Source organism: Niabella hirudinis, assembly GCF_051201075.1.
In the GTDB taxonomy this organism is placed as follows: domain Bacteria; phylum Bacteroidota; class Bacteroidia; order Chitinophagales; family Chitinophagaceae; genus Niabella; species Niabella hirudinis.
Genome location: NZ_JBPEHJ010000019.1, coordinates 58,981 through 76,736 on the forward strand (window position 1 = coordinate 58,981; position 17,756 = coordinate 76,736).

Sequence of the window (17,756 nt, forward strand, 5' to 3'; positions counted from 1 at the left end):
GGTTAATTTTTGCCCCGGGAGCTGCAGCGCAGCGCTGATCCTGTTAGTAAACGACAATACGGGTAATAAAGGTGCCGCGCACCGGTAATCATTGCGGTTTGTACAAGCCGTGCACAGGAAATTACCGCCGCGCTGCGGCTACGGGAGGTTTTGGAGGTTCATCGTTATAAGGGTCAACGGCGCGCTGCGCCTGTTTGCTATTAAAAGATGCGATCTTTTTGGCGCGAAAGGCTTACCCGTACTACATTTCATGGCAACATGATCTGTTCTTAACCTGACGCGCATGCGATGGCTATCGGGAGTGTGAATGAGATCCGGGGATTGACGGAGTCTTCGTTTTTTTGTTTGAGGTTTGACATTTAATGTTTGATGTTCAGTATTAACCGGGGTCTTTGTAGGTTTAAAGTTCCAGGTTCCAGGTTTAAAGTTGGACCATTAACGGGGTATTCGTATATTAGTAAGTTTGTCAGAAATCAGAAATATATGGGTACGATCGAACTTGAAAACAATAGCGTCCTGATCCTGTCGCATATTGTTACGTACGGAAACGCTGCCAATAGCGCGCTTACGGAACAGATCCGGCAAGAGATTGAAACCATGTGGAACGAGCCGGCCGGATATGTTTGGCTGGAGGGATCCGCCTGCGCTGTCCGGTTCCGGATCACCGCCGTTTGCCGGCCGGAGATTGCCCAGGAAGAAATACTGGGAAACGATGATCCGCAGAATAATTATTTCAGGATTGAGGAATATGTGCGGGGGGATATTTCATTTGTGGATGGGCTGGGTTGCAACACCGGGTATTTTAAACTGGAAAACCTGTACCCGGGGTCTACCACCGCCGCCCATGAATACGGGCATACACTGGGACTTGAACATCCGCAGGATCTCGACTTTCGCGGCAAGGGAGTGCCGGGCATCATGTACCCCCGTGGAACACTTGTAGACGCGGCTTACCAGTACGATCCCGGCAAGCCTGCCGGTGCCAGGGGAGGCACAATGTACCCCATTTACCGTAAAGTACGAGAGGAGGATATTATCCTTCTGAATATTGACCGGCTCCCATTTAAAAACAACCGGGCGGTTATTGGAGATTTCAGCAGCATCTGGCACCCGGATCACCAAACCCTGGTTTAATTTTTCATCAACACATAGTGCCCCGCCAGTGCGCCGGAAATTTCGTTCCCATTCAAATCAAGCTGGGTGAGGGAATTGGGGCGCACTGCATACATAACAGGGCGCTCTGCGCCGGCGCCATCCATTTTTAGATAAAGCGTATTATCGGTTACGGTATATTTTCCCTTGTTCACAAAGGTATCGGGCTGATCGTCTTTATAAACTTCCTTCATTAAAAAGGAATGATCCTCATATAAGGTAAGCGTGGTTTCGATACCCTCGCAGCTGGCACAGGGCAAAAGCCCGGAATAAGTGCCTTCAAACTTCGTGGTATCGGCAACCGGTACTTTTTCGGAGTCGTGTATGGGAGATGGCGCGTAGGAATATGCCAGCGTGTCGCCCGTTGCCTGTTGCTGATTTCCATCTCCGGCACAACCGGCAATGCTGCACGCCAGCATAAAGTATACAATCTTTTTCATGGTGGTCAAAACATTTTATAGTGCTATTTCCGGCCGGCATCCGTATCCAGCGGAAACTCCAGGGTAAAGATACTTCCCCTGCCCAATGAACTCTCCAGCTTAATAGACCCGTTGTGCGATTGTGTTACCGATTTCACATAATTGAGCCCCAGTCCAAATCCTTTTACATTATGAAGATTACCGGTATGAGCGCGGTAAAATTTTTCAAAAACCCTTTTTTGCGTTTCGCGGGCCATGCCGATCCCGTTGTCTTCAAATCTCAAAACGAGCTTGTCGCCCAAATTGTAAGAACTGATCTTTAAATGAATGGGGACATTTTCTTTCGAATATTTTACCGCATTATCAATCAGATTATTTACCAGGTTGGTAAAATGTACTTCATCTCCTTTTATCAGGTCATTGGAGGCGCCCAGCATCAACTCGGCCCTTCCGCTTTTTTCCTGCAGCTGCAGCAGAAATTTGTCTGCCACCAGTTTTATGATTTCATGCACATGGACGGGGCCTTTATCCAGTTCCACTTCCTGTTTTTCGAACTGGGAGGCTTTCAGAATGGCTTCTACCTGTTTGTTCATCCGCTGGTTTTCTTCTTTAATAATACCGCTGAAATAAGCCATCCGTTCCCGGTTCGACATTACTTTTTCGTTTTTGAGCGCATCCACCGCCAACGATATGGTAGCGATGGGCGTCTTAAACTCATGCGTCATGTTGTTGATAAAGTCATTTTTGATATCCCCGAGTTTCTTTTGCCGCAGCATGGTATAAACGGTTACAAAGAAGGCGGCAATAATAACGAGGGTAAATAATATGGCGAGCAGGATACTGCCGGTGAGCGCCCGCAAAACCAGCTTTTTATAATCGAGTGCCACTACAAACAACGCTTCATCCGGATTTTCGAAAGCGGATCCGCTCGACACAGTGATCATGACTCCCCTTGTAGCGTAATTATGCAGGGTGTCTGCACTGGACTGTACATAATTGGGCGTCTGCTTTTCAACAGGGTCAAAAGGTTGATCGCTCCGCAGCGTCAGCAAAAACTCAAACCCCAGGTCGGCCAGGCCGGCATGATCAAATGCCTTCCGGATCCGGTTGTACAATTGCTGATGGCTCATCTTGGCATGGATGGTATTGCGCTTAAAGAAATCGTGCGCAGACCGTGGCAGCAGCAGCGGGATATCATTACTGTATGGCGTGCTGTATTGTGTTTTAAACTGGGACAACTCCTGCCCTACTTCATTTACAGCATTATCAATCTTTTGACGTACCTGGTCTTCCCGCAAAATAGCGGCATTCTTTAACCAGGAAACCTGGAAAAGAATGATCCCTAAAAGCGAAAGCGAGATCAGGACTACGATGAGTACAAATAATTTTTTCACGAACGTTAAAAATGGGTAAAAGCAAATATAATCATCGATCCGCATCTGTAAAAACCATAAATCTGTTTACCTTTATACTTTAACTTGCTTTTATAGCGTATTCAACGAATCTTTTTATAATCAATGGAACCGGGAAACGGCACTTTTTTAATCGCGAACCCACACCTGAACGACCCTAATTTTGTGCGTACCGTGGTTTTTCTTTGCGAGCACGATGCCACGGGGAGCGTGGGGTTTGTTATGAACCGAAAAACCGGACACACCCTTGGCGACCTGGTACCGGAGCTGAAGGAATTTGATTTCCCGGTTTATGAGGGCGGGCCGGTGGGGTTGGACAGTCTGCATTTCCTGCACCAGTACCCGTTGGAAATCCCCGGCGGCAAAGAGGTGCTGCGGGGCGTGTACTGGGGCGGCGACTTTGAAATACTGGCAGCCCTGCTTTCTGAAGGCCGTATTGCACCTGAAAAACTGCGCTTTTTCCTGGGATACAGCGGCTGGGGCGAGGGGCAGCTGGATTTTGAAATGGACGAAAAAACCTGGATCGTAACCCGGGCCACACCGGAATTCCTCTTCAGCGAAGATGAAAAGGCGCTCTGGAAAAATATCCTCAACCATTTGGGCGGCGATTATAAACTGATTGTTAACGCTCCTATTGATCCACGGATGAATTGAGTTTCACGTTTAAAGTTCAACGTTTCACGTTGGCTTCGTATTAGCTGGTTGGCTTCTCTGCTTGAGGCATGAGACCTTTGAAGAATGGATTTCAGGTTTAAAGTTTCAGGTTCGTTGTTAACCGGGTTCATCATATATTAGTAAGTTTGCCAGAAATCAGAAAATCCATATCCATGAAACGTTTATTATGTTCGCTTGCATTGGGAGCTTCCGTACTGTTCTCCGGTTGCGATACCCTGCAATCTGTTGCCGGAGGGCTTTCGCAGCTTGAAATGGCCAACGGGCTTCGCGCAGCCCTTACCCAGGGCCTGTTTAGCGGTTTTGACGCTTTTGCCAACCCAAACCAGGGCAACCCGCTGGTACGCTTTGCCTTCCCCGGCGATGCGGCAAAAATTGAAAAAACATTGCGCGACCTGGGTTTAAGCTCGCTGGTAAACCAAATGACCTCAAAATTTACCAATGCCATGGGGCAGGCGGTTTCCGAAGCCAAACCTGTTTTTGTGAGTGCTGTTAAGAATATGAGCATCGCCGATGCGGCCTCTTTGCTGCTGACCAATAACCGGCATGCCGCCACTGACTTTTTTAAAGCACAGATGTCGCCCGAACTGATGACGAAGTTCCGGCCAATTGTAGACAATACGGTACGCACCAGCGGCGCCGAAAAGGACTACCAGAGCATTGCCAAAACATACAATGCCATCCCATTCCTGGGTAAAAAACTGGAGACCAGCCTGAACGAATTTATTGCGGCCCGCGCTATAGACGGCATGTTCCTTTATGTAGGCAATGAGGAGGAAAAAATACGAACTAACCTGGCATCCAGAAAGACCGACCTGCTGAAACGGGTATTTGGTTATGCCGACCAGCAAATGCGGCTGAGAGGCGGGCAATAAAAAAAACAACACATGGAAACCAACGACCCAAAATACCACAATGATACCGATCCGGAGCGCTTTTCAAACTCCGGCTCCGACCTCTTCCATGACCTTCTGCCCGTTCGCTATGCTGGTTTTTGGGAACGTTTTGCCGCAGCATTGATCGATGGGATCGTATTGGGTATTATTGGCAGCTATGTAAACCGCTTTACCGGGTTAAGCGCTAACTGGTACAATATGCAGGACGGCGGAAGCGCCGCATCCGGCTACCTGGCCTATTACAATTCCGCCGGTGGATGGATCAACCTCATTATCGGCTGGCTTTATGAAGCCATCATGCTAGCAGGTACATCGCAGGCCACGCTAGGCAAAATGGCACTGGGGATAAAGGTCACTAATCTGGATGGCAAACCCATTTCATTTTTAGCCGCTACCGGCCGTCATTTTGCAAAATTCATCTCTGCCATCATTTTATTGATCGGCTACCTGATGATGATCTGGGACAACCGGAAACAAACGCTGCACGACAAGCTAGCGGGTACCCTGGTGGTGAAAAAATGAGGCCCTGGCATTCATGGTTGAAATCTGCCTGACCAGTCATTCGCCCGCCCGTACCGAATGGCACATCCGGACGGGGCAGGTGCAAAAATAAGTTACGTTAGAAACGGGAAGTTTGTTTTCATAAATGGATACTCCTTTTTTATTTTACATTCTTCATTCAGTATTTTACATTCCAAAGGAAGCGGCTACCACAGCTGGTTGTTCTTCTGCAACGAATAAGAGAATCCAAGTCCAAGTGAGTAATACTTGTTGGGATTATTGGTGCCATCCGGGTTATGATTATCCAGGTTTTTTGTCAGGAACCGCACACTCCCTTCCAGGAAAATACGGCCCCGGTTGCTTACCTGGTATTTGACCCCCCCGCCTACCGGGAGAATAAACGCTATTTTATCGGAACGGTCTTTAACCCCTTTCGTGGAGCTATAATTAAATAAGCCATAAGCACCGGCCCCTGCAAGGATATAAGGCGACCAACGCGTTACAGCATCATTGAGGATATCATACTGCGCTTTTACCGTGGCTTCCAGCACATTGGTTTTAAACCCGCCCAGGGGGCCGCTTACCTCTTCCTCCTGGTTGTTCCCTTTTAGCTCACCAAACAGCAGCTCTCCCCTTACAAACAACTGTGAGGGTAATATCATACTGTGATCATAAAACGCCGAAACCCCGTAAGAGGTATGGGTGCCCAGCGGCGTTTTTACGGCATAACGGCCAGAATATCCCAGCGCGCCAGCGGTAATTCCCATATTGCTTTTATGCGCCACATAATCTTTTTTACGCCCGTTGTCCTGGGCCGCTGAAAATAAACTGCTACCCGCAAATCCGGCCAGAAGAATCAAATTTTTTACATTCATCCGTATATTTTTTTGTTTGCAGCTTCGCTGCCTGTTTTATTTACTCCACATACGCCGGCTCAGGCTGTTGAGCTGTTTCTGAATATCTACAGCATGCGCTTCCGTAAGCGGGTTTTCATTAAATCCATTTTCTGCATCCAGTGAAGATTTGATCACCTTGCTGTCGAACAGCCGGTTTTCAAACACTTCCTCCCAGGTGATGCGTCCTCCCATATCCAGCGGATTCACGATACTGCTACGTACCAGCGTTTTTCTCAGGTCGGGGTAATAGATCCAAAACAAGGCATGCTCGCTATTGGCAACGGTATACCCATCGGATGTAGTGTAGGATGAGAGCGGTGCAATGCCCAGTATGCGGATATAGGTCTTACCATCCCGTTTGTTAAACACCCATTCTTCTTTAATCCGGAACCTGTACACCGAATCACCGGATACCATCCGGTTCCGGACCTGGTAACCCACAATATTTCCTTCCATATCATATTTGGCTGCGGTATCTTTTCCCCCGCCAAACGTGCTTACTACCTCATCATAACTGATGGGGGTTGTAAACCGGTCGTCTATACTGCTGAAAGCCTGTACCCCACTGTCTTTTATGGCATTCAGCATAATATTGATAAGCCTTGAATTATTTTCTCCCTCAATGGCCTTGTTAAAAAAATACCGGGCATTTTTTTGCGTGCGCGCATCAATGGTGCGCCATACCCGTACGCGGTATAAGGCATCAGAAGCATATAAGGCGGTATAAGGCAATGGAGTGGCGGTGCTGTCAGACATATCATCTTCAAGGATATTGTCCTTACGAAGCGATTTTGCAGTTCCACCAAAAAGCCCTCCCGTTTGCGCTCCCTCCACTACTTCAATGGGAAGATTGGGCTGAACGCTATCCACCACAGGGGATTTATCAGGGTCTGGTTGGCCAGCCTTTGCGGGTATATTCGTTTTGGGCGCAGTTTTTTTGCCCGAGGAGACGGGTGTGTCATACGCGCTGCGCTGCGAAAAGCTTTGCTCCGAAACAAAAAGCAAGCCCGTTGCCAGGCACGCGGTCATAAAAATGTTCAATTTCATCAGTATCTATTTTACAACGGGCAATGGCCCTGATCCAACTTTAAAATAAATTAAATGCAATGGGCGCCAGCGTTCGCTTTTGCCCCCCCGGTCCAACAGCGCTAATCTCATCAATGGTGATGGTACTTCCCGGTTGTGCTCTTTCGATCAGCGACCGGGCGGCATTGAAAGAGTTGCCGCTAACCGCCTTATGCATAAATTCAGAATAACCGGCCCCTGCAAAGGTCATGGTATAACCGGTTACCGTAAATTTGACGCCCTCAAAAACAAAATTTTCCAACTCGGCCCTTACGCCCGCCTGTGCTTTAAAATCATTCACACGCATCCGGCCGCCTTTACTGGCCCCAACCATTGCAGTGGGTGAGGGTACGGATTTAACGCGGAATTCGAAATTGCTGGTATGCTTACCATCATTTACAGTAACCGTGGCTGTGCCGGGCGTGGTTACTTTTGCAGTATATTTTCCACGGGAGCCCGAAATACTTCCCTGGCTAATGGAAACCCGCAGCTGATCGGCACTGCTGCCGCTCCCCCCTCCTACTGAAACCGGATTATCGAGCCCCACGTATAATACTTTCACCGCATCGGCACTAACCGTTAACCCGGTGGGCGATGCCACGGTATAAGTAATATCCCTGGTGATGACCGCGGTAGTACCATCCGGTTTTACAAACGAAATATTCACCTTTTTTGTATAAGTGCCCGGGCCGCCGGCAACCGTTTTGTATTCTGCAAGCCCATTGGCATTCAGCGGAACAGCAGCGCCATCAATGGTTACGGTGGGACGCGCATTTTTGCTGAAAGCCCCCACGCCGGCAGTAATATTAAATTCCTGTCCGGGAAGCAGGTATTGCGCATTGGCCATTGCCAGTGCCTGAAACTCATCATATACCACTTTTACAGCCCCGATCTTATTATGACAAAATTCAACAACCTGCGATTCGGCGTTTTTGACATCATTCTGAAATTTCGAAAGAATCGTGATCGCGGCCACTGAAGGTGTGCTTCTGAAATAAGCGGCCGGCCAGGTTTTATTATTGCTGTTTTTTACTTCCGGCATGGAGAGGTCCAGGGGCAGGGTATGTTGGAACTCGCTGCTGATCTCCGGGTCTATCGAAAGCATCGCCGTTTTGTAGGTGGTCAGTTTTTTCAGCAGGTCGTCTCCCTGTTTTTTATCGATCATGATCCGCGTAGGCACGTCCAGGTTACTTTCTTTATAAACCCCCGTTTTCGCATTCAGCCCGGAGGCCGTTTTAATCTGTGTTTTCAGCGATTCAATATAATTAACCAGCTCATCCGAAAGCTGCCGGGCTTTTTCAGCCTTTGGTACCCAAACCTGTGCCAGCTCCTGGGTTTTAGGATCATTTGCCTTTTCTTCGAGCGAAACAAAAATGGTTTTATTCTTTTTATCAATGGTCTCGTTTGCGTTGGTTAAGCTCTTATCAATTGTCTTAAACGCATTCAACACCTCCGATGATACATTCAGTGCCAGCAATGCTGTTAGCACCAGGTACATCAGATTGATCATTTTCTGTCTCGGCTCTCTTGGTAAAGCCATAGTTCTATTCCTTTTCTTGGTTGATAATTTATCCGTTCTTCATCTGCATGGCGGCAATCATTCCGCTGTACATCTGGTTTAACCGCGCCAGGTTCTTTGAAAGATCGGCAATTTCTTTTTGTGTATTCTTTGCATCTTCTGCACTGTTTACCAGGGCATCGGAGGTTTCCGCAAGCTTTTTGTAATAGGTATTCATCTGGCCAATAGTGGCACTGGCCTGTTTGATCTGCCGGGAGTACTCCTCCGTATCCACCAGGCTTTCAGAGGCATGGCTGATGCGGGTAATATTGGCCTCCAGGCTTTTAAAGCCAGCGCTGAGCCGGCCCAGGTTCTCGGGCGTAATGTCGGCCGCCTTCAGCATTTCATCAACCGAAACCAGGGCGCTGTCTTTTGCCATTGCCTTTTTTACCACCAGGGCATCCTCCGCCCCTGCAGGATTTCCCATTTCATCCACCTTCTGCGGAGGATTAAACAGGTACATCAGCCCAAAGCTTAGAAACACCAGCACCTCGGTATATAATCCGATCTGCAGCCAGATATTGGGGTCTCCAAAAGGAGAGGTTCCTGTCAACTTAAACAATACTCCCAGCAACACAGGCACGGCACCCAGGGAATAGAAGATTTCCAGGTACCGGTCTATCGGGCGAACTTTTTCAACAGCCATACATGCTAAATTTTATAAAGTAAATAGTTGATGAATTAAGAATTATTCCGGCATGTTTACCACAATGCGGAACCCAAGATAGGAATGCGAAGCATCCAGGTCTTCAAACGAACGATTTTCTGTGGTCATAAAAGTAGGCGTATCCTTCCAGCTGCCACCCCGTACCACTTTTCTCCGCTGCGCTTTGGACTCCGACTCTGGTGTGCCCCATTGAATATCGGGGTTAAACCGGTTCTGGAAGTTTTCACCTCCCTCGTAATAGGAGGTCGTGGTCCATTCCGATACGTTATCCGACAGGTTAAACAACCCGAAATCGCCTTTTTTGGCGCCTCTTACATAAACGGGGAAGATCTTTCCTTCGCCTGGTACGGCAGCTTTTGTATTGTTACCCATCGTATCGGCTCCTTCGTTGGAGGTCTGCGCTTTTTTTGTATCATCCTTTGCATTCAGGCTGGCGGCATATTCCCACTCTGCTTCTGTTGGCAGGCGTGCCTTTCCGCCGGCGCTGCCCCTGTGCTTCGATTGCCGGGAAAGGATTTTATGTTTGGTCATCCAGTCGCAATAAGCGCTGGCCTGTTTCCAGCTTACGCCCACAACAGGGTAATTCTGATATTTTGCGCTGCTGAAATAATTCACCGCCATTTGCTCATTGTTGGAGTATCCGAAGTCGCGCATCCAGGCCAACGTATCGGGGTACACCTGAACGGTGTAGCGATAAACAAAATCTTTTGCATCACGGCCCTTGTTTTCTTTTTTTGCGGCCTCCTGGTAGTTAAACCCTTCCAACGCGTAGATCAGTTTATCGGGGTCAATCATCCGCTTCTGGCTGATCGTTCTGGAGGGGTCCAGCACCAGGTCGCCCAGCTGTGCAAGAATGGCAGGATCCGAATAGTTGATCTTTGAAGCCGCCTTCCAGTTGATCATGGTATCATTGCCCGCAACCGAAACATACTGCCCTCCCAGCCTTTTTGCCACAACCGAGTCGCGCACCCAGTTTACAAATTCATGATACTGGGCGTTAGTAACTTCGGTAGCCGACATATAAAAACCACTGATCAGCACCGGACGCTGTTGCTCCTGGCTGGTGGGTGAAGTTGAATCTCCATGATTGCCCATAAAAAATGTTCCCGCCGGAATTTCCACAACGGACATGGGCAGGGTGGCGCCAATTTCAGATTTTTTACTTACAACTTTTCTTAAACTGATACTTTTTTGAGAATACAAATGAACACACAAAAAGGATGTACTAACAAAAAGAAGAAGGGTCTTCATTGAAAAAATTAGGTTTAAAAAACTTATAGTTCACAAAATGTCTGCCAGAATCGGAGCAAATTAACCCTCTTTTCCAAAAAAGGAAACTTTTTTCCTCCCTATTCGGGGATAGCAGTCAATTATACCCCAATTAGGGTAGCATAAAAAAGCCCGTTCGAAAACGGGCCATAATAAAAAAATCAGTACGCTTACAGGGGAAGCGCCCCTTCGATCAGCACTGTTACCTTCTCGTTCAGCACTTCTACAAACCCGCTCTGGATCTGGAAAAAGCTGGCTTCTCCGTTCAGACGGTCCTTCAAAATCTTCAACTTGCCTTCCTGCAATGCTGCAATCATGGGCGCATGTTTTTCGAGCACCTCAAAAGAACCAGAGATACCCGGCATTTGCACACCATATACATTACCGCTGTAAATCTTTTTTTCCGGGGTTAATATTTCTAAAATCATAATTTGAAAATTTGAAAATTTGAAAATTCTTAATGAAAGACGCGCCATTTTCAAATCAGCACATCATCAAATATTCAAATTAAGCCTGCGCCAGTAACTTCTTCCCTTTCTCGATGGCGTCATCAATATTCCCTACCAGGTTAAATGCTGCTTCGGGATATTCATCTACTTCACCGTCCATAATCATGTTAAATCCGCGGATGGTTTCATCGATGGGTACCAGCACCCCTTTCAAACCGGTAAAGGCTTCAGCCACGTGGAAGGGCTGCGAAAGGAAACGCTGCACTTTACGGGCGCGGGAAACGGTCATTTTATCTTCATCGCTCAACTCATCCATACCAAGGATGGCGATAATATCCTGTAATTCTTTATAACGCTGTAAAATTCTCTTAACCTTGTTAGCACACTCGTAATGCGCATCACCCACTACCTGTGGCATCAGGATACGGGAAGTGGAATCCAGGGGATCCACCGCAGGGTAAATACCCAAATCGGCAATCTTACGGCTTAATACGGTAGTTGCATCCAGGTGGGCAAAGGTTGTTGCCGGCGCCGGATCGGTAAGGTCATCCGCAGGTACATATACTGCCTGCACGGAAGTAATGGAACCGCTTTTTGTAGAAGTGATCCGCTCCTGCATCAATCCCATTTCTGTAGCCAGTGTGGGCTGATATCCTACCGCCGAAGGCATACGGCCCAGCAGCGCTGATACTTCGGAACCGGCCTGGGTGAAACGGAAGATATTATCAACAAAGAACAGGATATCCTTTCCTTTGCCTTCGCCATCTCCATCCCGGAAATATTCAGCAATAGTCAAACCGCTCAACGCCACACGTGCACGTGCACCGGGAGGTTCGTTCATCTGTCCGAATACGAATGTAGCTTTGGATTCGGCCAGCTCTTCCTGGTTTACTTTGCTCAGGTCCCAGCCACCTTCTTCCATGCTGTGCTTAAATGCTTCGCCATATTTCATAATACCGGCTTCGATCATCTCACGCATCAGGTCGTTTCCTTCACGGGTACGCTCTCCCACACCTGCAAACACAGATAAACCACCGTGTCCTTTTGCGATATTGTTGATCAGCTCCTGGATCAATACTGTTTTTCCTACTCCGGCACCTCCAAATAAACCAATTTTACCACCTTTTGCGTAGGGCTCAATCAGGTCGATTACCTTAATACCGGTAAACAACACTTCAGTTGCCGTGCTCAGGTTTTCAAATGCCGGCGGCATAGCGTGGATGGGTCGACCGTTGGCTTTGGAAACCGCAGGCAGGCCATCAATGGCATCGCCGGTTACGTTAAACAGGCGGCCCTTAATGGCTTCGCCCGTAGGCATGGTAATCGCTTTACCGGTATCGCGTACTTCGGTACCCCGAACAAGACCTTCGGTTCCGTCCATTGCAATGGTACGAACGCTGTCTTCTCCCAGGTGCTGCTGCACCTCTAACACCAGGGTATCACCATTTTCCTTCGTGAGTTCCAACGCGTTATAAATTTCGGGGAGCGTACCATCAAACTGAACGTCGATTACCGCGCCGATCACCTGTTTTACTTTACCTACGTTTGCCATATCAATATTGAAATATAAGGATTTATTTGAGGCTGCAAAAGTAAGGTTTATCCCTATAATAAATAACGCGGTGGCCAAGAATTATTAATAACCTGTGGAAAAAATACATTTATCGGCCGTTTACATGTACTTTTGCTATCATAAACGCTTAAAACTTATTGAGAATGATGAAAAACATCACCTTGGGAAAGGGGCCGCCACAGAGCCGCTGCCATCTTTAACTTCCCTGTCGCTATCAACCAAGTATTCAATAAGTTCCGTAATTTTCGATCTATTTTAACTGAATTTATCCCATGCGTGTTCAAAAACTTACGCTTTCGCTGGCGCTGCTGATCGTTATTGGCGCTATTTCCTGCAAAAACGCCGAAAAAAAGGAACGGCAAAAAGTGATCCGCGTAGAGAAACCCGTAACAAAGGTGGATGTAACCATTGACACAAGTAATGCCTTTAATGGGCTGTTTATCGACAGCAGCCTGGTAAACGGTTTCCTGGCCGCCGATAGCCTTAGCGATACCCTGGTAAACCGGATCAAAAGCTTTTACAACAGCCGCAACTACCAGTATGCCTGGTTTTCGCCCGAAGGAATCCCCGAGCACACCATTTCTTTCTGGAACCTGCTGAAAAACTACCTGAACTACTCAAAAGATTCTTCGGTATACAGCAAAACGCTGACAGCACGGATGGAGGCGCTGATCACCGCCCGCGAATCTGTAAAAATAAAAAACGACTCGGCATTTCAGAACCTGGAGCTGTCGCTCACAAAATTCTTCTACCTGTATGCAGACCATGCCTATGCCTACGATGCCGGCTTTGACATGAAGACCCTCGAATGGTATATACCAAAAAAGAAGTTAACCCTGGAGGCCATGCTCGATTCCGTGATTTCGGCAAGGGGCCAGTTCTCCGAGGCCTATGCCCCACGCAATCCCCAATATACTGCACTTCGTAAAAAACTGCAGCAATACAAAGCCATCAGGGATGCCGGCGGCTGGCCCCGGGTCAACAGCAAGGTAGAGGAAATGAAAAAAGGGTATAAAGATGCCGCCGTACTGGTATTGAAGAAGCGGCTTAAGGTGGAAGGATTTCTTGATGGGGCGGACAGTACCTTTACTAATGTATATGACACCGCCCTTGCCGGAGCGGTAAATGCGGTGAAGGAAGTATATGGATACAAACCAGATGGCAAGGCAGGTAAAACCTTTCTGAGAGATCTGAACGTTTCCGTTGATGAGCGCATTCAGCAGATCCTGATCAACATGGAGCGGATGCGCTGGATCCCGATTGAGACCCGGGATTCGGGCAGGGCCATCATGGTCAACATTCCCGAATATAAAATGCATATTTACGAAAATGGGCGGCCGGCCTGGGACATGAACGTAGTGGTAGGAAAAGAAAGCAACAATACGACCGTTTTTACCGGTATGCTGAAAACAGTTGTGTTCAGCCCCTACTGGAATGTGCCCACCAGCATCGTAAAAAAAGAAATGGGAGGCCGCCCCGGTGCCGCCTATCTTGAGCGCAACCACATGGAGATCGTAAACGGCCAGGTGCGCCAGAAACCGGGGCCCTGGAACTCCCTGGGCCTGGTAAAATTCCTGTTTCCCAACAGCTATGATATTTATTTTCATGATTCACCCGCCAAAAGCTTATTTAACCGCGACAAACGCAGCTTCAGCCACGGATGCATCCGGCTGAAAGAGCCGGCAAAATTTGCGCAATACGTGCTGGGCGATACTTCCAAATGGAACGCTGAGAAAATTGATTCGGCCATGAACAGCGGCAAAGAAAAATTTGTGCGGGTAAAACGGCCGATACCGGTACTGATCACCTATTTTACCGCCTGGGTAGACGATGATGGCCGGCTCAATTTCCGCGAAGACATTTATGGCCATGATGCCATTATTGCCAAAAAAATGTTCCTGAACAGTGTAGGTACCACCTGGAGCCGGCAAAAGGCCATCCGCGACAGCATACAGCACATTAAGGACTCTGTAAAACAAAAAGAACTGGAGCGGAAGGAAAAACGGAAACTGGATAGTTTGAAGCGGGCGGGGATTTAGTTCCAGGTTTCCATGGTTCGGTTTGAGGTTTAACGTTCAAAGTTGGCGACCGGTTTTATACTTCCAAATCCATTGACTATAAACCATTCACCATTGCCTATTGACTATTAACTTTTCACTATTTCCTATTCAACCATTTTCAAATTGTTCATGAAACGATAATTTTGCCGGATGATACTGGAAGAAGTAACCACCAAAGCACAGGCAAAGGCTTTTTTAGCGGTAAACGTGCAAATCAATAAAACCGATCCTCATTATATACGCCCGCTGGATAAGGATGTTAACGAAGTCTTTGATCCCGCTAAAAACAAAGCCTACCGTTTTGGCGAAACCATCCGTTGGGTACTGAAGAATGAGCAGGGCCGCCTTATTGGGCGCATTGCGGCTTTTGTCAATAAGAAATATAAAACCAAGGGCGATGATGGCCCCGTGGGTGGCGTAGGCTTCTTTGACTGCATCAACAGCCAGGAAGCGGCCAGCCTGCTGCTGGATGCCGCCAGACAATGGCTGAAAGAACGGGGAATGACGGCCATGGACGGGCCTATTAATTTTGGAGAAAGGGATAAATGGTGGGGCTTGGTGACTGAAGGTTTTGAGCCTCCATTGTATTGTATGAACTATAACCAGTCCTATTATAAAACGCTGCTGGAGACTTATGGTTTTCAACCTTTCTTTTACCAGGCATGTTTTTCGTTAAACGTAGGGAAGCGGATCCAGGAAAAGTTTTATGAACGCCACGCGGCACTGGCAAAAGACCCCAATTATTCTTCAGACAATATTAAGAAAAACAACCTGGATCAATATGCCCGTGACTTTACCATCGTTTATAACAAAGCATGGGCCGGGCACGGCGGGTTGAAACAAATGGAGGAAAAAGTAGCCCGGAAAATGTTTCAAAGTATGAAGGCAGTGCTGGACGAGCGCATTTGCTGGCTGATCTATTACAAAAAGGAGCCCATCGGCATCTGGCTGAATCTCCCGGACCTGAACCAATGGTTTAAGCTGCTGAACGGTAAATTTGGTTTCCTCGACAAATTAAAATTTTTATGGTATAAAAGAACAAAGCCTTGTAACAAATTTGTGGGACTGGTATTTGGCATTGTGCCCGAATTCCAGGGAAAGGGTGTTGATGCTTATATGATCATCGAAGGTTGCCGGCTGATCCAAAACCTAAGCATTAGTAATGGCCATTATAAACTGGGCACCCCGATCTATGATCAGTTTGAAATGCAGTGGATCGGCGAGTTCAATCCCAAAATGATCAACGTAGCCGAATCGCTGGGCACCCATAAAAGCAGGCGGCTAACTACGTACCGGTACAATTTTGACCGGGAAAAAGAATTTAAAATGCACCCGGTATTGAGTTGATAGCAGGCACCAGACATCAGACGATAACAACGTTCCGGAAAAGAAGGCAACGGGGTACCCTGCTTTTGTTCCACCTGTAAAACCGGTTACAAGTAATATTCTCAGGCAAGCAGTGTAAAAGAACCTGCAACCGGGAATTCATAATCGATGTATTCAACTACAAACGCCCGGTTGCCTGTTGTAAAATTTACCGGCTGCAATTAGCCCCCCATGTATCAGAAGTTCCATCCTTTGTAACTGCGATGAACAGCTTGTTGGCATTGATAGAAATGGTGCCAATATAGCCGTTTACAGAGCCAATATACCCCTGGTCCCCCTTCTCCATCTTTACATTTGTAATAGCGGCAATTCCATCAGAAAATTTAAAATCATAGCGATCGCCTACCTTGGTTACAAATACAGAACCGTTCGCGTTGCTGATATCCTTGCTGCCATGGAACGAAACGCTTCCCTTGTAAGTTCCTGCAAACAGATCATTATCGGCAGGATTGTCATCTTTACTGCAGGATGCAAAAACAACAGTGGCTGCAATCAGCGTCAGACTTAAAAATTTGAACATCGATTTCATAGAATCCGGTTTTTGTTTAGATTAAAAATTATTAATACCAGTGTACTGGCAAGCACAATGCCAATTTTTTGTTGAACGGTTCTGTTTTAACATTTTTTACCTTAAAAAAGATACCGGAGCTGCTTCTCCCTACAACAAAAATTCATTTCCCTGAATTCCACCCTGTTTTGCGCCCCAGACAGATATAGTTAGCTTTGTAAAAAAAGCATTATGAAATTTACTTTTTATGGCCAATCCTGTTTCTTGATTGAGATCAATGAAAAAAAATTCCTGTTTGACCCTTTTATCACGGGTAACGAACTGGCTAAAAATATAGACGTTCATTCCATTGAAGCTGATTATATCCTTGTAAGTCATGGCCATGGCGATCATACTGCAGACCTGATACCCATTGCCCGGCGGACGGGTGCACTGGTGATCAGCAATTTTGAGATCATCAGCTGGCTGCAGCAGCAGGGTATTGTTAATGTGCACCCCATGAATTTCGGAAGTTATGATTTTGATTTTGGGACACTCACCTATATGCAGGCACAACACTCCAGCAGTTTTTCCGATGGCAGTTATGCGGGAGCTGCAGGTGGTTTTATCCTGGCATCACCACATCATAATTTTTATTACAGCGGCGACACCAGCCTGATGCTGGATATGCAACTGGTGCCGCATTACGCAGCTATCGATACTGCAATTTTACCAATCGGAGGCAATTTTACCATGAACCCGCGTGATGCCGTAAAAGCGAGCGATTTTATCGGGTGCAATAATATCATCGGCGTACATTTTGATACCTTCGGATACATCAAGATCGACCATGCCGCTGCCACCCGCCTTTTTACTGAAGCAGGGAAAAAATTACTCATTCCTGAAATAGGCCGCACTTATACCTTTTAGAGCAACGCCGGGGCATGACGGGTCGTACCTACGGCACTCATAAGATCACTATACCGTTTAAGGGGCTGTCAAAAGTCGCTTTACAGCATAATGTCGTTCTGAAGATGTCATCCCGGGCCTGACCCGGGATCTATTCCTGTCTCAGCATCTATTGACTAACAATCATCTTTGGATGCCGAAACAATCCCGGTCGCCATCCTATCGTGTGGACACATTTTTTGGGGTTGTACCGGGCGATCATTCTATAACTGTGCCCGCAGGGTGCTATGTGCAAAGCCCCCGGCTAAAGCGCAATGTCATTTAGTTAAGGTGTAACGAAAAGAAAACCATTGAGTTATGAGCCAAAATTAATTGGTTCTTTGTA

General features: G+C 47.2%; 17 protein-coding genes. 7 read left to right on the forward strand and 10 right to left on the reverse strand.

The window, feature by feature from the left end:
- Positions 1 to 483 precede the first annotated feature (483 nt).
- Complete coding sequence (locus GGU45_RS21420) at positions 484 to 1,134, forward strand: peptidase M10 (RefSeq protein WP_435228266.1); 651 nt, start codon at positions 484 to 486, stop codon at positions 1,132 to 1,134.
- Here the strand turns inward: GGU45_RS21420 and GGU45_RS21425 are convergent.
- Together GGU45_RS21425 and GGU45_RS21430 are read right to left on the reverse strand one after the other, a co-directional pair.
- A complete protein-coding gene (locus GGU45_RS21425; protein ID WP_435228268.1) occupies positions 1,131 to 1,592 on the reverse strand; it encodes a copper resistance protein NlpE in 462 nt (153 codons plus the stop codon). The genes GGU45_RS21420 and GGU45_RS21425 overlap by 4 nt on opposite strands.
- A gap of 23 nt (positions 1,593 to 1,615) precedes the next feature.
- A complete protein-coding gene (locus GGU45_RS21430) occupies positions 1,616 to 2,965 on the reverse strand; it encodes a sensor histidine kinase (RefSeq protein WP_435228270.1) in 1,350 nt (449 codons plus the stop codon).
- A 123-nt stretch (positions 2,966 to 3,088) separates the two neighbouring features.
- Here GGU45_RS21430 and GGU45_RS21435 point away from each other — a divergent pair, with 123 nt between their 5' ends.
- From GGU45_RS21435 to GGU45_RS21445, 3 genes are all read left to right on the forward strand, one after another.
- Entirely contained in the window at positions 3,089 to 3,637 is a 549-nt protein-coding gene (locus GGU45_RS21435) for a YqgE/AlgH family protein (protein WP_435228272.1), read from the forward strand.
- 173 nt (positions 3,638 to 3,810) lie between these two features.
- A complete protein-coding gene (locus GGU45_RS21440; RefSeq protein ID WP_435228274.1) occupies positions 3,811 to 4,530 on the forward strand; it encodes a DUF4197 domain-containing protein in 720 nt (239 codons plus the stop codon).
- 12 nt (positions 4,531 to 4,542) lie between these two features.
- Positions 4,543 to 5,073 carry an RDD family protein gene (locus GGU45_RS21445; protein ID WP_435228276.1) on the forward strand — a complete coding sequence of 177 codons (531 nt, stop codon included), beginning with the start codon at positions 4,543 to 4,545 and terminating at the stop codon, positions 5,071 to 5,073.
- A 185-nt stretch (positions 5,074 to 5,258) separates the two neighbouring features.
- Here GGU45_RS21445 and GGU45_RS21450 read toward each other — a convergent pair whose 3' ends face one another.
- The 7 genes from GGU45_RS21450 to atpD all read right to left on the reverse strand — a co-directional run bounded on the left by GGU45_RS21450 (position 5,259) and on the right by atpD (position 12,508).
- A complete protein-coding gene (locus GGU45_RS21450) occupies positions 5,259 to 5,927 on the reverse strand; it encodes an outer membrane protein (protein WP_435228278.1) in 669 nt (222 codons plus the stop codon).
- 36 nt (positions 5,928 to 5,963) lie between these two features.
- Entirely contained in the window at positions 5,964 to 6,995 is a 1,032-nt protein-coding gene (gene porN / locus GGU45_RS21455) for a type IX secretion system ring subunit PorN/GldN (RefSeq protein ID WP_435228280.1), read from the reverse strand.
- A gap of 40 nt (positions 6,996 to 7,035) precedes the next feature.
- Positions 7,036 to 8,553, reverse strand: coding sequence for a type IX secretion system motor protein PorM/GldM (gene porM, locus GGU45_RS21460; protein WP_435228282.1), 1,518 nt, complete (start codon positions 8,551 to 8,553; stop codon positions 7,036 to 7,038).
- Between the two features lie 28 nt (positions 8,554 to 8,581).
- Positions 8,582 to 9,217 (reverse strand): GldL-related protein, encoded by a 636-nt coding sequence (locus tag GGU45_RS21465; protein ID WP_435228284.1) that lies wholly within the window; start codon positions 9,215 to 9,217, stop codon positions 8,582 to 8,584.
- A gap of 42 nt (positions 9,218 to 9,259) precedes the next feature.
- Positions 9,260 to 10,489, reverse strand: a complete 1,230-nt coding sequence (porK, locus tag GGU45_RS21470) for a T9SS ring complex lipoprotein PorK/GldK (protein WP_435228286.1) — start codon at positions 10,487 to 10,489, stop codon at positions 9,260 to 9,262.
- A gap of 188 nt (positions 10,490 to 10,677) precedes the next feature.
- A complete protein-coding gene (atpC, locus tag GGU45_RS21475; RefSeq protein WP_435228287.1) occupies positions 10,678 to 10,935 on the reverse strand; it encodes an ATP synthase F1 subunit epsilon in 258 nt (85 codons plus the stop codon).
- A gap of 79 nt (positions 10,936 to 11,014) precedes the next feature.
- Positions 11,015 to 12,508, reverse strand: a complete 1,494-nt coding sequence (gene atpD / locus GGU45_RS21480; protein WP_435228288.1) for a F0F1 ATP synthase subunit beta — start codon at positions 12,506 to 12,508, stop codon at positions 11,015 to 11,017.
- A gap of 293 nt (positions 12,509 to 12,801) precedes the next feature.
- Between atpD and GGU45_RS21485 the strand changes: the two genes are divergently transcribed.
- Together GGU45_RS21485 and GGU45_RS21490 are read left to right on the forward strand one after the other, a co-directional pair.
- A complete protein-coding gene (locus GGU45_RS21485) occupies positions 12,802 to 14,568 on the forward strand; it encodes a L,D-transpeptidase family protein (RefSeq protein ID WP_435228290.1) in 1,767 nt (588 codons plus the stop codon).
- Between the two features lie 171 nt (positions 14,569 to 14,739).
- Positions 14,740 to 15,936: a hypothetical protein gene (locus GGU45_RS21490; protein ID WP_435228292.1), complete on the forward strand. Its 1,197-nt coding sequence runs from the start codon at positions 14,740 to 14,742 to the stop codon at positions 15,934 to 15,936.
- 187 nt (positions 15,937 to 16,123) lie between these two features.
- Here GGU45_RS21490 and GGU45_RS21495 read toward each other — a convergent pair whose 3' ends face one another.
- Positions 16,124 to 16,504 carry a hypothetical protein gene (locus GGU45_RS21495; RefSeq protein ID WP_435228293.1) on the reverse strand — a complete coding sequence of 127 codons (381 nt, stop codon included), beginning with the start codon at positions 16,502 to 16,504 and terminating at the stop codon, positions 16,124 to 16,126.
- A gap of 210 nt (positions 16,505 to 16,714) precedes the next feature.
- Here GGU45_RS21495 and GGU45_RS21500 point away from each other — a divergent pair, with 210 nt between their 5' ends.
- Positions 16,715 to 17,392, forward strand: coding sequence for a metal-dependent hydrolase (locus GGU45_RS21500; protein ID WP_435228294.1), 678 nt, complete (start codon positions 16,715 to 16,717; stop codon positions 17,390 to 17,392).
- The last annotated feature ends 364 nt before the right edge of the window (positions 17,393 to 17,756 follow it).